Origin of the sequence: Lentibacillus salinarum (assembly GCF_042679865.1) — a bacterium.
Taxonomy (GTDB): Bacteria; Bacillota; Bacilli; order Bacillales; family Amphibacillaceae; genus Lentibacillus; species Lentibacillus salinarum.
Window position 1 is genome coordinate 200,015 of the sequence record NZ_JBHTNH010000029.1, and the last position, 19,605, is coordinate 219,619.

Consider the following 19,605-nt stretch of genomic DNA (forward strand, 5'->3'; position numbering starts at 1 on the left):
AAAATGAAAATGATTGATGTACTGGAAGATGCCAAAAAAAGAACACGTTATCACCCAATTGCAAAAGGCAAATTATTACGATATCGAAGGTAAATCATATCAGGAACTGAAATACAAGCTGGCTGTTATCAAAGAAACAGAAGTCAACTACGTCTGACGTGATATGGATGGTCGATCTACTGATGTGATAGCGTTTTGCTTTAAGAACGTCTGACGTAATAGACTTTAGCAAAAAAAAGCGGGGTTATAAACGTCAGACGTAAATTAGGCACTTAATCCCTTGAATTGAAGGGATTTTTATTTTGGAACGTCAGACGTTGTGTTTGATGAACGTCAGACGTGATTACTCCGCACAAACCTTGTTGTGAAGGGGTCTTTGTTTTATGACGTCAGACGTTAAGTTTCGAGCTCTTTTAATAATGGTGCAACGTCAGACGTTCAAATTATAAATTGTTGCTTTGACAGCATTCAAAAGGCAAAATCACGTCTGACAAATTATATTTCAGGGGGATAAATGATGAAAAAACAAAAACCGTTAATGCTGCCAACAGAACCAGTTAAAAATTTGTTGTTTAATTCAGATGAACATTATCCAGTATTTCACTTTTCCATTGAAGGAAATTTACCAAGTTCAGGCATCGATAGAAAGTATTATGTTGAAGCACGAGACTATTTCTTAAATCAAGTAATGGAAAGTTACAACTGGGATTATATTGATACGCAATTTGAACATGCTGTTATATACACTGCTCATTACTTCAAGAGTCCTAGAATAAGAGATTTGGATAATTTGAACCGAAAACCTCTTATTGATGCTGTGAAAAGAACATTATTATTTACTGATGACAATTTCCACCATTTATCTTATATGGAAGAAGGTTACTTTGATGGTGGAAGAAACCATATAGAAGTTTTTGTTATGTCTAGGGTTCATCTTTGGGAGTTTATAAAATATTTGGATCAAAAAGATCAGGGATTTATTCACGATGGTACGGGGTTAAAATAACTCAACAATTGCAGGTTATATTTGGGGTTAAAATACACCTATTAAGTTAATAAATCTCAAGCCAATAAGGGGTTAAAATAGGGGTTAAAATAGTTGGGTTGTCAATGCTTGCATTTTCATACAAAAAAGGGGTTATTTTTATATGAAATTTTATTGGCTTTATTGTTGCCATAAAAGAAAAATGGCCAATTCATTATATTAAACCTAAAAAGGGAAAGGTTTGGGAGAGGCTATTCGAGCATAGGCGCAGAAAAGCCGAAAACAAACAGGCTCTTTCCCTATCCTATTTTAAAACCTAATATCCATATCATAACCAATCCTATGTAAAAGGGGGATAATATGCCGAGAGCTCCGAAAATCACACGACCAACAAAGAAAGATATTAGCTTGTTATGGGATTTGTACCAATATCGTGTTTTAACGACAGAACAGATTAAAAGACGTTACTACGCTGAGAGTAAAGCATATGTAAACCAAAAATTATATACTATGCGTAAAAGTGGTTTGATTGTATCAGATACTTACCCAAGACCTGACCGAAAAGGATTCGCTTATCACCAAATAACAGATACAGGAATCTCGCTGATGAAACAATATGGTTATGAATGCCCGGTAAAAGCAGATTCCCTACGTATCGGGAAGAAAATGCTGCCCTATATATTCGAGACAAATGAGGTTATGGTTCAACTAACGCCGTATGGCTGGCGCATGAAAGACAGTAGGCAAATCAAGCATGAATATAACTTAAATCGGGGAGATCAGATACACGGTTCACTTACTGCTGATGACGGTACAGAATATGGCTTTTACGTATTGGAAGAAAACACGACAGCCGAGAATATTTTAAAGGTTATCCAGGAAATAAGGACACTTTCCGACCGAAAACCGGATGAGCCACGCATACAAAACTTCATGATCTTTGCAAAAGGGCAGGGCTCTATTGACCATTTTATAAATCGGGCAAACACTGAAAAACGTAATCATCGGGATGAAATTACACAACAAAAACTCCGCACAAGCGGTTCATTAAGTGTTATGGAATTAACGTCAGGCATAAAGTACCTGCAATCCGGCTTTTCCGACAAAACAACTTTTGAACACATCATCCAATCACCGGAAACACCTTTCAAGGCGATACCGTTCTCCGGAGATCAAACACCGTTTCAATATAAAGTCATGCGAAAAGGTGAAGAAATGTATCTTGTCAATCTGATAAATACGGACATCATGATGACACGTGCTATCAATCATTATGCAGAGGATATGAACCGGGCAGAACGCTTTAATGAAGAACGTTACCGGGTGCTTGTGCTAACCACACCGGAAATGGAACATACCGTTAGACAGCTCATGCAGGGTAACCCATTAGTGGATTACTTAAAAGTGGGAGACAAAATGATTCAAAATGAGAGCTGGTTACGGAAGAAAGTGCCAATTGTCCAGTAATCTGTCAGCTCGCCCCTTCTGACAAAAGCCATTTTTGTAAAGGTGAATAAAGTTACGACAAAGGAGTGAAAACATAATGATCGAACGATTCCAACCCATTATCGACATCACAAAAGATGACCAAATAGCGGAAGAAATAGCTGCCTTTCCCGAGGACATTCAACATGAGATTTATCACTTAATGCGAGAGCTTATGAAAGACGAACTAAGATTTGTTGTGGAGCTTCAAAAACACCGAAAACGACCATTGCAGGGGATACTGCAATGATTTTATTTGGTTTACTCGTATTAGGCTGCATAGGATGGCTGATCGTATTTACCGGCTGGTGGATACCGTCACCGAACATAGCCCTAACCATAGGCGTGGGCTTATTCATCTTCCTGCTGTTCGAACTAACTTTCTTGCGGAAGCGGAATACCATTACCATATCAGCAGTTCTGGCCTATGCCAACATAGCAATCGGTTGTTGGGTGCATGAGTTTTGGCAAGCTAACAGTTATCCATATGCATTATGGACAACACGTTTCATGCTGATTGTCGCTTTAATGCTGTCGGCCATTATACTTGTCGGACTTATCAAAAATAAAAGTACAAGGGATAGGAACCGTTCCCACCATAACGAAAACCAATCATTCAAAAGTCTTTTTAAACGAAAGAAGGATGAAGAAAACAAGCAGGAGGTATCCATTGTGCTTGGTGAAGCGACAGAGCAAGACCATCATCAAAACAACGCTAGTGGTGGTCAATAATGGCTGCCTTTGAAGGGGTGATGTTGCAAGTTTTTGTTTTCAAAATCCCTTTTATATGCAGGCTACCACAAAACATCAAAACATAAACGTGAAAGGAGGACAGCCATGTCACCAGTTACGTGGAAGGGAGATGACTGTTTCACCCACATGCTCGTTGTCGGGCCAACCCGTTCCGGTAAAACAGCAACCGTATTAAAGCCAATGATCTACCAGTTACTGCTGCAAAAAAAGAAAGGTATGGAACTCGGCTTATCTGTGATCGAACCAAAAGGTGATGTTGCTGGGATGGTCCATGAAATGTGTGAGGAAATGGATATCCCACACACCTTTATTGATCCATTGTCTCCAAATAGCGACCGTTTTAACCCGATGGAAGGTGAGACAGATGACGTAGCAGAGGCCACTGTCGTTGTGCTGCAAGGCATGTTTGGAAAACAGGAGGCTTTCTTTAAAACCGTACAGGAACTATCCGCACGAAATGTCACCAAGCTATTAAAAGAGTTACATGGTGATCAAATGGACATTATCGACGTGATGAATACGTTGCGTGACCAGGAAGTGTTGGAGAAAAAGGTAGATGAATTAAAGCGACGAGACGGCGTAACCGATCTCGTCCATTTTTTTGAATCAGAACTTTTAGGCAGCATGGGTGATAAGTACCGACAGTTTGTGATTGGACTTCGGGCGCAGTTGGAAAATATCACGTCAAACGAGCTGCTGCAACGAATCATGACAGGCAAAAGCGACATCGACATGGATCAGCATTTTGCTGAGGGTGGTGTCCTTGCAGTTAACACAGCATTGGGGAAATTGCGAAAATCAGGAGACGCATTTGGCCAATTTTTAACTATGCACCTGCAAAATGCAACATTTCGTCGCCCCGGCTCGGAAGACACCCGTGTACCACATTTCCTGATCGTGGATGAATATAGCCGGTATATCAATCCGGATGTCGAGATATTTCTCTCAATGGCAGCGGAATATCGGGTAGCCGGTGTATTAGCCGTTCAGTCCCTTGCGCAGTTGGAAGTGGAATCCGGCGATATTGGGCCGCAAGCGATGAAAACAACTATCATGAACTCCTGCCGAAGCAAAATCGCCTTTGGTGGACTCCCGTCTCAGGATGCAAAGGATTTTTCCGAGGAATTTGGGATGAACCGAGTGATGATGAAACAAAACACCTTTGACCACCACGTTATGATACCGAGCTTTTTTCCCAAGTCCTACCGTGAAACAGAAACAGAAGAATACCGTTTCTATTTCACGGAAATGATGGACGGACTGCCCCGATTCCATTACGTTCACAAGTTGGTGCAGGACGGCGAACAACAGCCTCCTGCATTGGCCAAAGGGGTATTCGTACCGAGGGACTGGAAACAACGTAAGGAATGGCTGGAGGAAGAAAAAACGCCATTGAACAAACGATTTAAACGAGCGGGCCATGTATTGGCGCAGGAGATCAAACCAAAGCGGAAACGTTGGGTAAAAGGACCAATCAAGCCCTTTGCCTATGAATCGGTTGATGCCGATTTTACCGAGATACCCGATGACGAGGCGACTCAACAGGGTAAAACAAATGGCCAGGAACAGGCATGGAACATAGGTAATGGCAAAACGGCTTTTGAAGGAGGTGAACAGACAGAATGGCAGTTCACGGAATGGACGTTTGAACAGGAGCCGGACACAGCAAAAACCGTGGAACGAGAGGAAGAAACCGGCATGAAAGATAAGCCGGAAAACAACAAACCGGAAAACACTAAAAGGGGTGATGATAATGTGAAAAGAAATAGCTGGCAGCAGAGTTTTTCAAACGAAACCGTAACTGAGGGAACAGATGATTTTTGGGGTTAGTTAAAAAACTAAAGGCATTTAAAATCTATTTTAAAAACTGGTAAAAGGAGAGATTAAAAATGGCAGATGAAAGATTACAAGTATTGATTGAAGGGTACGATCCGGAAAAGGTTAAAGAAAATGAAGTAGACGAACATTGGAAAGAGATTTACGGAGCTTATCAGAATCGCACCATTTTGCAGGCACTGGTCACCGGTATTGAAACGAAACTGGATAAACCGTGTGCCGTGGTTAATATCGGTACAGTCCGTGGTTATATTCCATTGGAAGCATCCGGCATGGAAAACAATCGGCAGTTGCATAGCCTGACAGGGAAAGACGTGGCCTTTAAGGTGTTAAACTATGACCGGGAAGCCGGCGTATTTACCGCAAGCCGTGCGCAGGCACTGGAACAAATGGCGGCCATCACTTGGGAAAAATTAGAGAAAGATGCCATCATTATGGCAGTGGCCCGAACCGTGTCGCCTAACCTTGTTCGTGCAGATATTGGCGGCATTGAGGTCAAAATTCCGGTGGAACAAATTCGCTATGGCTGGATTGATGATTTAACCGAAGAAGTCAAACCGGGCGATCACTTCAAGGTGAAAGTCACCGAACTGGATAAGGAAAATGAAAAGGTGTCCGTCAGTGCCAAAGATGCCCAGCAAAACCCTTGGCCGGATTGCTCCAAACGGTACGAGGAAGGCAATGAATATGTCGGGAAAGTTTCCGGTGTCAGGGAATATGGGGTGTTTGTTAACCTGGAGCCGGGGGTCGATAGCCTATCCCGTCATCTGAAATTCCAAAACGTTCATAAAGGTGATCGGGTGCTGGTACGGATTCTCGGTGTTGATGTTGATAAAGAGCAGATCCGTTCCCGTATTACCCGTATCTTGTAAGGGGTTGAGGCTTATGGCTTCAAGCCCTTTTTCATTGTTTCACGACTGGAACCTTAATTGGCAGCGGCAGCCTAGATTTAACAAACCAGCGCATCTGGGCAATTCACCAAAAGAAGAACAGGCGGTTAAAGCAGCAGCAACGACCGGCATTATCGGGGGACAACAGCTCTCCCGATATTTTAATGTGGACAAAAGCAAGAAAAAGAAAATGGCAAAGGAAGGCAAACTCATCCGGCATGAAATCCATCAGGGAAAGAAGAATATCCCGATATTTACCCTTGGCCCAACAGGAGCAGAAATGATCGGGCTGACCGATTATGAAGGGGGCTATTGGGCTCAGTATGATGTGCCGGACGTATTACAACGCCTTTTGTTTTTTGAGTTGTATCACAAGTTCCCGAAAGCAAACATGTTGCCGGCACCAGCCCCTTTTGTAGGGGCAATCGAGTTTAAAAGCCATTTATTTTACGTCTATGTCGTGCGTGGGGATATGCAGGACTTGCTCATGCACCTGAAATGGAAACCGTTTACTGAACGGATGCTGATTGTAACAGAATCACTCAATCACTTGCAGCCCCTTAACATTTATGCAGAGGACATTAAGGCGAGGGTGACAACGGATGAAGACTTGCAAGGTGATTTCAATGATCTGTTTTATAAGTGGGAAGACGGATGGGTGAAGGAAAATCAGCCAACTGGAAAAGTACAATGAAAGGAGTTTTGCTATTGAAAAAATGGATGATATGGACAGGATTAACCGTTATTGTGCTGGCTTCCGCGGGAGCATTCTTTGTTTTTGACGCTTCTGCCAAGCAGTCATATCTATCAAATGCTGATGAAATCACGAAACAATGGGAAACAGAACAAGTCAATCAATCATCAATTGAAGAATTTTCACAGTCCGTCAAAGATGATGATATTATATCGGAAATTAAAATGTCCCCACTCGAAAAAGGTTTTAACGTTCAAGTCATCACGAAACAAACATTACCAAACAATGAAATCATTCAATTGGGACAGGAACTTTTAAATCTTTTGTTCCAAAATCAGGAAGCTGATTTTGTTTCCTTATCGCTATATCCGGAGGACAACGACCAAACGTTTATCCAAATTCGAGCCGATCAGACAACCTATTTAGCCAATGAAAATGACTTTTTAGCAGGAATCGAGCGTATGACCATTATGAACGAGGGGGAATAACATGAGGGTTATTAGGAGTAAGCCAATCATGCTATTATTGTCACTGTTGATTATGACCAGTTTTTATTCACCACATACAACCCATGCAGCAGAACCTATTCTCAAAAACGCCGTGGACATTGTGTTTGTTATAGATGAAAGCGGATCGATGAGCAGCGGGTTTGATGCTGTCGAGGACCGAACGAATGAATTTGTTGCAAACTTATATGACGAACAATTTAATGTCCAATTGGGGATCGTTGGTTATGAAGTAGATGTTTATTCCTGTAGTAACTTTGGTTGGCAGGGATTCACAGATGATGTAGCTACATTTGAAAATTGGATTAGTGAAACGAATGATACTTGCGGTGGTACCGAAAACGGGGCAAACGCTACTGAATATGCCATTGAAAAATTGGTTGATGAAGGACGGCCAAATGCTGGTAAGATGATCGTATTATTAACGGATGAAGCAAATGATGATTACAGTGAACGTCACAATGTTGGGAATTTATTGGAGGAACACGATATTGTTTTGAACACGATTTTGAGTGGTACCGACTCGGATTTGTTTGAATATCTGGATGACTATACAGACGGCACATTATACGATGAAAGTGGTTCATGGGATAATATTTTACCTAATGTATATGACGATATCATGAATCAAATCGGCATTAATGAGCCACCTGTCATTGAATCTGTAAATGTTGAGCCGCAAATAGTCGATATCGGTGAAACAATCGAGGCCAGTATAACCGCCACTGATCCTGATGGTGACAATTTGAATTACACATGGGAGGCGGTTCTGCCAAACGGCAATTCCCGTCTCCTTGGGGAGTCAAGTGATATTTCTTTTCCGGCCAATGTAGCAGGCACCTGGACGATTCATGCAATCGTACAGGATACGTGGGGGGAAGGTGTTGAACAATCAATTAATATTACGGTTAATGCACCGGATATCGAAATAACCGAAGTAAGTGATCCTCCCCCTGATTCGATTCATAGAGGTGACACGTTATCAGTACGGGCCTATATAGATAATATTGGCGGCGTTCAGGAAATATCACCGTTTGATGTCGAATTAAGAGTTGATGATACCCCTGTTCAGTCCATTGAGTTGAACGAACCAGGATGGGTAGAATTTTCATATCAATTCAACCATTCACAAGGCGATCACAAAATTGAGATTGTGGCCGATGCGAATAACGACGTAATGGAAGAATCGGAAGACAATAATCAACGTGAGTATTGGACGAATGTCCCGAACCGGGAGCCGGAAGCCAACTTTGAGTGGACGCCGGGAGAACCTATTGTGAATGAAAGTAACACAAGGGTTTATTCCACCAGCACCGATCCGGATGGAGACGAATTATCGTATCAATGGGAGTATACAGCTCCAAATGGTGATACAGGTACATTCGGTACATCCAAGGAATTTCGGGAGCTGATGGAGCAAATTGGCGATTGGGAAGTGACTCTGCATATAGAGGATGAATACGGAGGAACTGACTCCATAACAAAAGCTATCACGGTTTATCAGAAAAATGAATTAAACGCCCAAATCCTGCATACAGAGGAATGGGCGGATGAACGTGGCATATCTCGATCAGATCCTGACTTTCTTGCCGGGGAGGGATTCGTAATAGAAGCGGAAACAACTGAAACAGCCGTGAATGTCTCTGTTATACCACCGGCTAACCTGGCTGATCAGACGGCACTAAAAGCGAATGACAATAATACAGAATGGAACGTAAGCCTCACAAGTAATGATCTTGAACACATCGTAGAAGGCCCATACCCGTGGATTGTCCGTGCGACATTTGACGACGGGCAAGTAGTGCAAGAACCACTGCTTATCAATATTACGGATAAAGTCGATCCGGACGTTCACTTGACACAATAAAAATGCTGCCCCTTCTGAAATCCGGAAGGGGTCTTTTTTTACCTTCACCTTTCAAAAGTTGTTTTGAATCAAATTCATTGCTGCTAATTCAAGGGTGTATAATAAACTTGAGTAATGATTATGGAATGAAATAAAGTTTGATAATTTATAATAAAGATTGTATTTTGAATAAAGTCCGATAATTTATAAAAAAGTTTGATACAATTATATAGTAAGCAGGATTTAACTATTCAAGAATCGGGCCATTTAATGGAATAACACATAGTATCAATAAGTTGGGATGATTTAAGTTTATGGAGGCGTGGTTATGAATCAAATTCTTCTTGATGTACCAGAACAATTTGAAACCGATCGACTTTTATTAAGGGCACCTCAAATTGGCGACGGGGTTATGGTTAATGAGGCAATAAGGGATTCCTATGAATTCTTGCATAAGTGGCTAAAATGGGCTGATCATATACCGGAAGTAGAAGAGACTGAAGCAAATGCTCGTAAACATCGGGCGAATTTTTTATTGCGTGATTCATTTACATTTTACATATTTGATAAACTTTCCGGAGTGTTTATAGGTACCTGCAGCTTGGTAAGGGTAGATTGGGAGGTGCGCCGTTTTGAAATTGGTTATTGGATTAGACAATCTGCTTCTGGACACGGGTATATGAGTGAAGCCGTGCACGGAGTGACACAATTTGCTTTTAAAAACTTTCGAGCCAATCGTATCGAAATACGTTGTGATACTAGAAATAGGGGGAGTTGGAAAGTTGCGGAGCGTTGTGGGTATCACTTAGAAGCAACACTTTTGAATAATTTCGTTGATCCAGCTGGCGACCTTAGAAATGATTACATTTTCACGAAGGTACGCATGAAGGATGGTTCACTTGGTTACCCAACGTAAGCAGACAAATGGGTGAATGATATAGGTTTTTGTAAAATTATCTTCATCAATCGGGCGCTTTTCCTTAATAAGGAATGGCACCAATATCGCATTGTGGATACAGACTGCAGAACGCTTGGAAGGAATTTTGTTAATGCGCGTCGAATAGATTGATTGTGTGAGATTCTTGGCACAACAAATGTTCATTTTAAATAGGTGTTGATGATGAAAAAATTACCATTAGACAAAATCAAAACTTGCCTGTTGATCCTTGTTGGTTTTGCACTTGTCGTTACTGGTGTGCTACTGTATCAGGAAAAACAAGAAAGTAAGCGGCAATACGAAATATTTTTGAACCATTTTTATCATGAATTGACTTCAGTAATGCAACCTTTGGATTCTATATTGGAAAAGTCGTTGGAAGGAAAAGAATTGGAACAAGCCTTGCAGCAAGTTGAACAGAATCTGGAGGCGACAGATCGTGTCTTAAATGCGGGAAGCCTTTTTGTTGATCGGGACATCGCTAGCCACGTATCATTTTTTTCAAACCATCCAATAAACCAATTTGCGGATGATAACACGTTGACCAACGAGGAAGTACAATACCTGGAAAACTTGAAGGAAGATCTGGACACCATACAGATGGGGTTGTATTCGGATGAAACCGGGCAAGAGAACCCTGAACTGAGTATTCGTGTATTTAACGACATCATTACAGGTGGTTCGGGACACGATTCGGGATTTTTAACAGAGCATAAATCCGTTTCTGTTCCCTTCCAAATGATTGATCCGAAACAGGCGCCGGAACGGATTCAAAAATGGATGGAGCATAACACGTCTACGGAACAGAAGAAGGTGTTTCTTGTCGACGGGAGAACTTATGTCTTGATTGTATCTGATCATGGACAAAATAGCTTCCATCAAGTGGAGATAACCGAGATGGCACGAACCGGCGGCGGGATTAAGGTTGCCTATGAAAGCGAAGAACAAAGTGTACATGGTGATAATGTCAAACAAGAATTGGCGGTAGCAATAGCTGAATTGGAAATGGAGACGGAGCGGTCATTTCAGTTTACATCACTCCTGGAAGATAAACAAAACGAGAACGGGAGCAACAGTACCTCGCATGTCAGTGTTACCGCTGAAGCTGAATTGGTTTTCCCTGAAAAGCTGTCAATAGATGGCGATGTTATAAAATAAAAGGGCACTTTAATTAAATTTATTTGAAATTGAGATGGTGCTTATAATTTATGGATTTTGGGAAAATAATCCTTCACATACCTACTTTAGTTGGTTCTGAGCATTTGAAGATGAAAATAAATCATAGAGGAAAAATGCGGATAATTAAAAAGATGTTAAAAAAATGACCAAGTAATCAATGTTATTCAAGAAAAGGCCGCAAGAACAGAATAAAGGGGAGGAAGCCTACTCTTGTCAAAAGGACTACTTCACCATATAGAGATATATGTTTCCGATTTAAAAAGATCAATTGATTTTTGGAGTTGGTATCTTGAGGAATTAGGATACAAATCTTTTCAAAAATGGGAAGGTGGACAAAGCTGGAAAATAGGGGATACTTACATCGTTTTTGTTCAAACAGAAGAACGATTTCTTGATGTTCCATATCATCGATGTCGAGTAGGTCTAAATCATTTAGCATTTCACGCGGACTCACGCCAACACGTCGATGATATGACTAAGAAATTAGAAGATAAAGGAATTACCATACTTTATACAGAGCAGCATCCATTCGCTGGAGGAGATGACCATTACGCCGTTTACTTTGAAGATCCAGACAGAATAAAAGTAGAGCTTGTAGCACCTTAACAGTTCAACAAACGGGCGCGCGCGACAAGTTCCACTATAAATGTCTTTTGATGTGAAAAGTGGGGAAATTTATTCTAACTTTACAACCAAGGATGGGAATGACGGAACCATGTTTCCCAAAACCATCCCGTCAATACTCCTGCATGCGTTGTGACTGGCAGGTTACAGGGTTTGAAGTACAGGTGGATGAGGCAGAACGAAGGCTGAAGCCACTCCCTCGGAGAAGGTATGCCAACGGATATGCCCCACGGCTGAAAAACTGGATATGGTGAGAATGGCTTCAAAGATATGAAGCTGACGAATAACCGAATATACAGGTCTAAAGTTTGAACATAAGGAAACTTATGTCCCATCCAACGATGGGGTGAGTGGTGTGCAGTAAAAATGCGCCCTATGAAACACGCTATACCGGACAAAGGCGGTATCCAGCTCACAGGCTTCCAGGGGACACCTAAGTTCAGTACGGATAGCTAGGTTGTAAGGGACTTGGAAAACAAGGAACGTTGAAACAAGGACTGTCATCCGAAACGTTTGCTATAAGACTTATGCCGAAGGGCATTTATCCTTGTGAGGGTAGGGGCATGACTGACGAATTTCCTGTAACGGGAATGGAGGAACAGCCCCAAGTCTAATGAAATGAAAAGTTATTTTCCACACGTGCATTGCACCGGTCGGGTAGGAACGTGGGAACATCACTCCAATTGGAGGGATGCCACAGTGCAAGCTTTGCGATATTGGGATTACTACGATATGACGGAAACGTTTACGGATTTGTATGATAAAAGTTTGAATCAACAAGCTTTTTCACATCTTTATGATGTTATCACATCAAGAGAAAATATCTTGCTTGCTTATCGTACTATCAAGTCCAACAAAGGGTCTAAGACACCCGGAACGGATGGAAGAACGATAAGCGATATGAAAAAATGGTCTGAAGAGAAACTTATGATGGAAATCCAAAAACAGCTAGAAAACTATTGTCCGAAAAAGGTTAGACGAAAATGGATTGAAAAAGATAATGGAAAGTGGAGACCCCTTGGCATCCCTTGTATGTTAGATCGAATCATTCAACAATGTTTTAAACAGGTACTCGAACCTATTGCGGAAGCCCAGTTCTATAATCATAGTTATGGATTTAGACCACTACGTTCCGCGCATCACGCCATGGCAAGAATCCAATTTCTTATCAATCAAGCCCATTTTCATTTTGTGGTGGATATTGATATAAAGGGATTCTTTGACCATATTAACCATACATTGCTTATTAAGCAACTGTGGAATATGGGAATCCAAGACCAAAAGGTACTAGCTTGTATTGGCAAAATGCTTAAGGCTGAAATAGATGGTGAAGGAACACCATCTCAAGGTGTTCCACAGGGTGGGCTGTTATCAACTTTACTTGCAAACATTGTGCTGAATGACCTCGACCAGTGGGTTGCGGGACAGTGGGAGTTCTTCCCTCTTTCCAAATCTTTTCAATCTAGGACTGGTGAAACACTAGCCAAAAAGCGTACTAATCTGAAGGAAGGCTACCTCGTACGCTATGCGGATGATTTTAAAATCTTATGTAAGGATGGAAAAACAGCTCAAAAATGGTATCATGCCGTGAGGCTATATCTCAAGGAACGTTTGAGACTGGACATTTCGCCTGAAAAGTCACAGATAGTGAATTTGCGAAAGAGAGAATCCGAATTTCTAGGATTCACCATCCGGGCTGACATAAAGGGTGAAAAACGTGTTGCACGCACCGGCATTAAAGCGAGTAAAAAACGCAAAATCAAAGAAGAGGCAAAGAAACTAATTCGAAGAATTAGAACCTCGCCCTCGGCAATGAATGCGTTGCTTTTCAATAGTTTTGTTTTGGGAATTCATCAATATTTCAAAAGGGCTACCAAGGTTAATCTAGAGTTTTCACGTCTTGCCTATGATTTAGGTGCGTTCATCTACAATCATCTCAGACCAGTAGGTAAATATGGTCATCCAGCTAATCCGCCACCAACTTATAAAAAGATGTATCTTAATAGATTTAAAACATTTCAAATCGCCGGTGTATATCTATTTCCACTTGCGGATGTAAAAACAGTGAATACCTTTGGGTTTACTCCAAAAATGACGCCCTTCACGGAAGAAGGAAGGAATATGATACACAAACAGTTGCGTTCAGACATCCAAAGTGAAATAGGCTTACTCATGAAATCAACACTTCCAAATCGAAGTATTGAATACATGGATAACCGAATCAGCAGGTACAGTATGAAGATGGGAAAATGTGAAATCACAGGCGTGAAATTGCCTGCGGCTGATGTTCATTGTCACCACTACGTACCATTAGATCTTGGCGGAAATGACCAATTTGATAATCTTCGCATCCTACATAAAGGGATACACAAGTTAATTCATGCCACTAATAGAAAGATGATAGATGGACTTATACAAGGGTTTCAACTTACTGGAGACATGATAAATAAAGTCAATCGTTTCCGTAGGAAATGTGAGCTTGAAACAATTTGAAAATCTCAAACACGAAGTAACGAGGAACTTATAACTCAGTATGTTTTGTTAGATGGAACGCGGAGTGCGGGGAAACCTGCACGCTCCGTGTGGAGCAGGGGAAAAGCTGGAGATAACGTCAAAGGCTTACCTATTGCTACGATTGTTGAATAACAGTAAACAACTTTATTACCATAAACAACATTGTAATGCTTTAGAATGGTGTAAAAAGTAAAAAACAATTATTGAATCTGCTGCATTTTTCTACGGAAGAATGCGGCTTTTCACCATCAAAAATAAAGATCTTTATTTTCACTCAATAGTAGGAGGGTTATTTTTTGCCCTTTTCATTCAAAAGCAGTTTTAAGTGAAAAAGTACGTCATACATACAAATACACGTTCAATTTTTCACACCATTCCTTGAAATTGAGGGGTTTTTCAAGTAAAATATCAGTATATTCATTATTAGTCACTCTTTTGAGTAAAAGTCGTCACACCTTCGTTTGAGAAGGAAATTCGACATGTGAGTCCCCTTCAAAGGGAAAGATTTTCCGTATACTCTTATTAACGAGAGAAAACGGATTGGTGGCAATGGCAACACCACCGCAAAAGTTGCGTTTGCGCCGGTGAATAACAAGCACCGGGTTCGTTGAAACAGACACCGGATGTATAAGAGGCGACGTGTATCTAATGGGTATGCGTGCAAATAAATATCGTTAATTAAAGCCGATAGACCCTGAGTGGAGCTATGGGCTTTTTTGTATAAAAAAGAGAGGGGTGAATTTATTAAAGACGGACGATTGATTGTCCGAAGTAAAAGTAAATTAAATATTCAAAGGAAACACTTAAAAGCTGATGGATTCCCGTGCTCCGGGATGAAGTCAGCTTTTTTGTTTCCGAAAAGGGAGGGGTTAAAATGAATTGTCAAGATCCGGAGGAATGCCGGAAAAGGCATACTCAATGGAAAGAATGGCAAGAGAGAATCATTCCTGAGGGTGAAGAAATCCACGAGAAAATCATCCAAGACATGGATGAAAACGGTACTCCCCTGAGCATGTCCAAACATGGAGGGAAAAGAGAACTGTATCGTGCTTTTTCACCAACAGAAATTAAAAATGCAGTGAGAAATGGCTGGGTTATCGAATATAACCCCAAAAGGATGACATTAACCATCCTGCACAATTTCAAAGTTGGCAAAGGCTCCTATCGGCCAATTCACGTCGTATTAGGATACCAAGAGAAATTAAAAGTGGTCACAGTCTATGATCCACGATCCAAAGCATGGAAATGGGATCGTAGCTACCAAGAAAGAATTTGCTTTTGTAATTGATTTTTTGTCGTGCAATAATTATAATGATGGTAAAAGAAGCGAAAGGATGAACAATATGGCAAAAAGAGGCAGACCGAAATCAAATAATCCTCGTTCTTTTACCGTGCCAGAGGTAAGATTAACAAAGGAGGAAAAGCGGATGTTTGATCTAAAAGCGGGCTTTTTAGGTGGAAGTACAGCAGTCCTTATCCGGAAAGCTGTTGAAGCCTATCAGCCAAAAATGCAAAAGAATGTTTGTTGTGGTGAGGAAATGACAGTAATTCACAACACAGAATCATTCCCTTACAACTATGACGATAAAGAGTGCACCATTCATGTAACCGGTATCCCAATGTGGGAATGCAAAAAATGCGGTGAAGTGGAAGAAGATGTATCGCTTATGGCAGCGGTTGAAAAATCAGCCGATCAAGCATTTGAAGCCTTGTTAAAATCAGGTGACCAAATTCCTGATGAGATGAGTATAAACTTCAATGACATGCTGGAAGTGAAGGAACCTGAACAAGTAGCAAGCGGCTGACCAGTCCATCCGTTTACATGAAGGGGCGATATATGATGAGTGAAAAGGCATTTAATATGGGACTGAAACAGGCACTTGCCACACAGGAGCAGAAATATCCGGTAGAAGAATGCCCGGAATGTGGTTTTGAAATCCCTCTAAAATCTTTTCCGGTTGCTTTATACAGAATAACGATTTGGGATTTTCCAATGTACAAATGCCAATGCGGATTTTGTATTCAACGGGGAATTGTTGAAGCAGCAATAAAGAGCATGCAGAAACAACATAACTTGCATGGCGGGTATTACATTGAACAATTACTTGAGATTGAAGTGGAAAACATAAAATGAATAAAGGGATTTGTTAAAAGCTGATTACACCTGCAAACCAGTGGGAATAATCAGCTTTTTTATTTTAAAAGGGAGTGAGTTTATTGAACTGGTACGGCCAAAGAATACCCACTCACGATTACTTAGGGAGAAAAGTAAACATCAACGATAAAGCAACCATCTTCACACGAGTCATTAAGCAAATTGGTGGCAAGCGTTGGTTTGTGGTTGATGAAGAAATGAAAATTGGTGGGCTTGGTAACTGTTTTCTGATTAAAGATGAGTGACTGCTAAATAATTAAAAATGGTTATCATTTTTTTAGCCGTTGTATACACTAAGTGTATACTAATAGTTAAAAAGGTGGTATTATGAAATGAGAAGCGATAAGAATGGAGGAGACATTAAAATGACAACCAAAGTCCAAAGATGGGGAAATAGTCTTGCGGTTAGAATACCAAAAGAAATAGCGGAGCAATACACACTGGAACAAGGTTCGGATATTGATATTCAAAGAACAGACGATGGAATCAAGTTAATTCCCAAAAAGCGTAAACCAACTTTAGATGATCTATTATCGCAAATTACGCCTGAAAATCAGCACGAAGAAATTGACTTTGGGAAACCTCAGGGAGATGAACTAATTTGAGTTCTGTACCTGAACGTGGTGATCTTGTTTATATTAACTTAGATCCACAAGCTGGTCACGAGCAATCAGGTAAAAGACCCTGCATTGTTCTTTCGCCGGAGAAATTCAATCGTCTGACAAAATTCACAGTAATATGTCCGATAACCAGTAAACAAAAAGGTTATCCTTTTGAGGTCCAGTTACCGGATAATCTAGCTGTTCATGGTGTGATATTAACCGATCAAGTGAAAAGTGTTGATAAGACAGCTCGAAACTTAAAAATAGTTGGAAAAGCACCGAAAGAAACAGTTCAAGAATGCTTGGATTATATTGCTACGTTTCTTTCTTAAAACTGAACATAAGGATCTTAATTAAAAGCTGATGGTTACCTATCTGTATAGGTATTCTGTCAGCTTTTTATTTCCATAATTAAAATTTTAAAAGGAGCGATTTTAAATGAATTTCAAAATGAATAAAGCTGTTTTAAATAATGCAATCAAAAAGGTCTCAGGAGCCATTAACCCGAACACGCCTATTCCGGCACTAACGGGAATGCACCTTGCTGCCAATCAGGATAGTTTAACCATTACCGGTGGCGATTCAGACTTGTTCATTCGCACGTTCATCCCCAGTGATGAAACAGAAGGGGTTGAGATTATCGAGGAAGGAAGTATTATTCTTCCGGCAAAAGAATTAGCTGGCATTGCACAAAAAATGCCAAAAGACCTGATTGCTTTTGCGACAACGGATGAAACCAAAATGCAAATTTCATCCGGTAAATCGAATTTTACCCTGAATGGTGCAAATGGCAGCGACTACCCGAAGTTGCCAAAAGTGGAAGGTGACAGTTACCCGGTTAAAGGGCAGGTGTTGCAGGAGTTGGTCGAAAAGACCGCATATGCAACATCCAATATGGAAACAAGACCTGTTTTAACCGGCGCAAACCTGTTTCACCAAGAAGGCAGCATAGGCATGGTGGCAACCGATTCCCATAGACTTTCCAAAGTCGTTGGGGAAGAACAGTTGGAAGGGGATATATCTCCCGTCACCATTCCGGAAAAAACGTTACAAAAACTGCCTAAGCTGATTGGTGATGCCGAAACCGTTCATGTGAAGCAGACAGATAGTCAAATCATGTTTCAAACAGAGGAAATCCAAGTTTTCTCACGATTGTTGGATGGTAATTATCCGCAGACGGACAGGTTGATTTCTGCAGAACATAAAACCCGTTTAACAACCAACAGAAAGGATTTTCTATCATCCATGGAACGTTCAACCATTTTGGCAGAAAAAGGTAAACAAATTGTTACGCTGGAAATAAAAGATGAAAACAGCGGGATATTTGAAACGATCAAACTCTCGCATAACAGTGATGAAGTCGGTCAATCCATAGAGGACATCATCGTCGATGAAACAGAGGGTGAAGAAATTAAAATTTCGTTTAACGCCCAATTCATGATAGATGCACTCAAACGGATTGATGACGAAAAAGTGGTCATTGAGTTTAATGGCGCAATGCGTCCATTTATTATAAAACCGGAAAACAAAACGCATTTCATTCAACTGATTTTGCCGGTGAGAACTTACTGAAATAAGCGAAAAAGGAGGGGAGCCTTCTGCAAGCCATTGTAGAAGGGCCTTCCCTTCTACATGCTTGTAAGGCAATCAAAATGGAATTAGATTTATTTGATTTTGATTTTACAGAATCGAATGAGGAAATGTTTTCCGATGAAAGGGTGTTGGAAAAATTCCATCAGTTGCAACAGGCGTTCAAGGAAAAACAGAATGCCTATAACATGCGCTTAGAAGAAATGCCAAAAGACATCATCATGTATTTGGATGAATTTCAAAAAAGAGGATGGATTGAAAAAAGACATACCTCAGGTATCAATATACCAGATGACTATTTGGCTTATCATACAGCTGATGAACTGATTGAGGAATATCAGGATGCGATGAACCGTGTTCTGGATAGACCGGGCATCAACTGGTATAACCATGTTCTGCCTATTATGAACGGTAAATCCTCACCGATTCGTTGGAAAAACAAAAAGGTTCGACAGGAAGTGTCACAGGCTAAACACGAAATCAATAAAAAGGCAGCCCAAACACTAGGGTTAAAACACTTTCTAGAAGTTCCAGAATCAAGGGGAAAACGAATGAAGTGCCTTGATTCAAAATGGGAAAGAAAACATGTCATTCCAAAAATAGCGGAGATCGTCCTGGAGATAACCGACTTTGACGAAATGGAGGATTTATTCCGTAATCATGCTTTCTTTTGTGGCAGAAGGGATTGGACTTGGGGAAAATCTACCATTCCAATCGCACCTTATCCGGAATTTAAACGTTTAATGCCTAATGTCTTCGATATTGCGTGTTTGTGTGAAGCAGAAGACGAAAAAACCGTACAGCTCATTTTAGATTATGCGGGTTGTGCATTCGGAAACTTCGAGAGACTTAATCCGGACATTGGCTATATTTATCCCGATGGCTGGTCTATGAAGGCGTACGAGGCAACATTAACGTTTGAGGATATTGAACTTCTCATTGAAGATAAGGAACGTCTGAGAAGGTTGCACAATAGAGAACATTAAAATAAGCAAAAAAGGAGGGAAGC

At 40.7% G+C, this 19,605-nt stretch carries 22 protein-coding genes; all 22 read left to right on the forward strand.

The annotated features are described in order from the left end of the window. The first annotated feature begins 13 nt into the window (after positions 1 to 13). The 22 genes from ACFQ4A_RS15720 to ACFQ4A_RS15825 all read left to right on the forward strand — a co-directional run bounded on the left by ACFQ4A_RS15720 (position 14) and on the right by ACFQ4A_RS15825 (position 19,582). Entirely contained in the window at positions 14 to 157 is a 144-nt protein-coding gene (locus tag ACFQ4A_RS15720; protein WP_382402332.1) for a hypothetical protein, read from the forward strand. Between the two features lie 360 nt (positions 158 to 517). Next, positions 518 to 1,006 carry a hypothetical protein gene (locus ACFQ4A_RS15725; protein WP_382402334.1) on the forward strand — a complete coding sequence of 163 codons (489 nt, stop codon included), beginning with the start codon at positions 518 to 520 and terminating at the stop codon, positions 1,004 to 1,006. Positions 1,007 to 1,345: 339 nt separating this feature from the next. Beyond that, positions 1,346 to 2,452, forward strand: coding sequence for a replication-relaxation family protein (locus tag ACFQ4A_RS15730; protein WP_382402336.1), 1,107 nt, complete (start codon positions 1,346 to 1,348; stop codon positions 2,450 to 2,452). 76 nt (positions 2,453 to 2,528) lie between these two features. After that, on the forward strand, positions 2,529 to 2,720 hold the full coding sequence (locus ACFQ4A_RS15735; protein WP_382402338.1) for a hypothetical protein: 192 nt from the start codon (positions 2,529 to 2,531) through the stop codon (positions 2,718 to 2,720). Continuing rightward, complete coding sequence (locus ACFQ4A_RS15740) at positions 2,717 to 3,202, forward strand: hypothetical protein (RefSeq protein ID WP_382402340.1); 486 nt, start codon at positions 2,717 to 2,719, stop codon at positions 3,200 to 3,202. Before ACFQ4A_RS15735 ends, ACFQ4A_RS15740 begins: the two co-directional genes overlap by 4 nt. Before the next feature lie 105 nt (positions 3,203 to 3,307). Next, positions 3,308 to 5,053 (forward strand): type IV secretory system conjugative DNA transfer family protein, encoded by a 1,746-nt coding sequence (locus ACFQ4A_RS15745; protein ID WP_382402342.1) that lies wholly within the window; start codon positions 3,308 to 3,310, stop codon positions 5,051 to 5,053. Positions 5,054 to 5,112: 59 nt separating this feature from the next. Beyond that, positions 5,113 to 5,931, forward strand: a complete 819-nt coding sequence (locus ACFQ4A_RS15750; RefSeq protein WP_382402344.1) for a S1 RNA-binding domain-containing protein — start codon at positions 5,113 to 5,115, stop codon at positions 5,929 to 5,931. Between the two features lie 13 nt (positions 5,932 to 5,944). Continuing rightward, positions 5,945 to 6,643, forward strand: coding sequence for a hypothetical protein (locus tag ACFQ4A_RS15755; RefSeq protein ID WP_382402346.1), 699 nt, complete (start codon positions 5,945 to 5,947; stop codon positions 6,641 to 6,643). 14 nt (positions 6,644 to 6,657) lie between these two features. Beyond that, on the forward strand, positions 6,658 to 7,131 hold the full coding sequence (locus ACFQ4A_RS15760; protein ID WP_382402348.1) for a hypothetical protein: 474 nt from the start codon (positions 6,658 to 6,660) through the stop codon (positions 7,129 to 7,131). A 1-nt stretch (position 7,132) separates the two neighbouring features. Beyond that, the gene (locus ACFQ4A_RS15765; protein ID WP_382402350.1) at positions 7,133 to 9,016 is read left to right on the forward strand and encodes a VWA domain-containing protein; all 1,884 of its coding nucleotides are present in this window, start codon (positions 7,133 to 7,135) and stop codon (positions 9,014 to 9,016) included. Between the two features lie 307 nt (positions 9,017 to 9,323). After that, positions 9,324 to 9,911 carry a GNAT family N-acetyltransferase gene (locus ACFQ4A_RS15770; RefSeq protein WP_382402352.1) on the forward strand — a complete coding sequence of 196 codons (588 nt, stop codon included), beginning with the start codon at positions 9,324 to 9,326 and terminating at the stop codon, positions 9,909 to 9,911. Positions 9,912 to 10,115: 204 nt separating this feature from the next. Then, the gene (locus ACFQ4A_RS15775) at positions 10,116 to 11,090 is read left to right on the forward strand and encodes a hypothetical protein (protein WP_079708064.1); all 975 of its coding nucleotides are present in this window, start codon (positions 10,116 to 10,118) and stop codon (positions 11,088 to 11,090) included. A 231-nt stretch (positions 11,091 to 11,321) separates the two neighbouring features. After that, on the forward strand, positions 11,322 to 11,717 hold the full coding sequence (locus tag ACFQ4A_RS15780; protein WP_079708063.1) for a VOC family protein: 396 nt from the start codon (positions 11,322 to 11,324) through the stop codon (positions 11,715 to 11,717). Positions 11,718 to 12,434: 717 nt separating this feature from the next. Continuing rightward, complete coding sequence (gene ltrA, locus ACFQ4A_RS15785) at positions 12,435 to 14,228, forward strand: group II intron reverse transcriptase/maturase (RefSeq protein ID WP_382402355.1); 1,794 nt, start codon at positions 12,435 to 12,437, stop codon at positions 14,226 to 14,228. An 895-nt stretch (positions 14,229 to 15,123) separates the two neighbouring features. Further along, positions 15,124 to 15,537 (forward strand): DUF4258 domain-containing protein, encoded by a 414-nt coding sequence (locus tag ACFQ4A_RS15790; RefSeq protein WP_382402357.1) that lies wholly within the window; start codon positions 15,124 to 15,126, stop codon positions 15,535 to 15,537. A gap of 139 nt (positions 15,538 to 15,676) precedes the next feature. Beyond that, a complete protein-coding gene (locus tag ACFQ4A_RS15795; RefSeq protein WP_382402359.1) occupies positions 15,677 to 16,054 on the forward strand; it encodes a YgiT-type zinc finger protein in 378 nt (125 codons plus the stop codon). Between the two features lie 35 nt (positions 16,055 to 16,089). Next, positions 16,090 to 16,383, forward strand: a complete 294-nt coding sequence (locus ACFQ4A_RS15800; protein ID WP_382402361.1) for a hypothetical protein — start codon at positions 16,090 to 16,092, stop codon at positions 16,381 to 16,383. An 83-nt stretch (positions 16,384 to 16,466) separates the two neighbouring features. Continuing rightward, positions 16,467 to 16,649 carry a hypothetical protein gene (locus ACFQ4A_RS15805; RefSeq protein WP_382402363.1) on the forward strand — a complete coding sequence of 61 codons (183 nt, stop codon included), beginning with the start codon at positions 16,467 to 16,469 and terminating at the stop codon, positions 16,647 to 16,649. Positions 16,650 to 16,769: 120 nt separating this feature from the next. Continuing rightward, positions 16,770 to 17,009 (forward strand): AbrB/MazE/SpoVT family DNA-binding domain-containing protein, encoded by a 240-nt coding sequence (locus tag ACFQ4A_RS15810; RefSeq protein WP_382402365.1) that lies wholly within the window; start codon positions 16,770 to 16,772, stop codon positions 17,007 to 17,009. Then, positions 17,006 to 17,338 carry a type II toxin-antitoxin system PemK/MazF family toxin gene (locus ACFQ4A_RS15815; RefSeq protein ID WP_382402367.1) on the forward strand — a complete coding sequence of 111 codons (333 nt, stop codon included), beginning with the start codon at positions 17,006 to 17,008 and terminating at the stop codon, positions 17,336 to 17,338. The genes ACFQ4A_RS15810 and ACFQ4A_RS15815 overlap by 4 nt, the downstream gene beginning before the upstream one ends. A 106-nt stretch (positions 17,339 to 17,444) precedes the next feature. After that, positions 17,445 to 18,578: a DNA polymerase III subunit beta gene (gene dnaN, locus ACFQ4A_RS15820; protein WP_382402369.1), complete on the forward strand. Its 1,134-nt coding sequence runs from the start codon at positions 17,445 to 17,447 to the stop codon at positions 18,576 to 18,578. 80 nt (positions 18,579 to 18,658) lie between these two features. Continuing rightward, entirely contained in the window at positions 18,659 to 19,582 is a 924-nt protein-coding gene (locus ACFQ4A_RS15825; protein WP_382402371.1) for a hypothetical protein, read from the forward strand. The last annotated feature ends 23 nt before the right edge of the window (positions 19,583 to 19,605 follow it).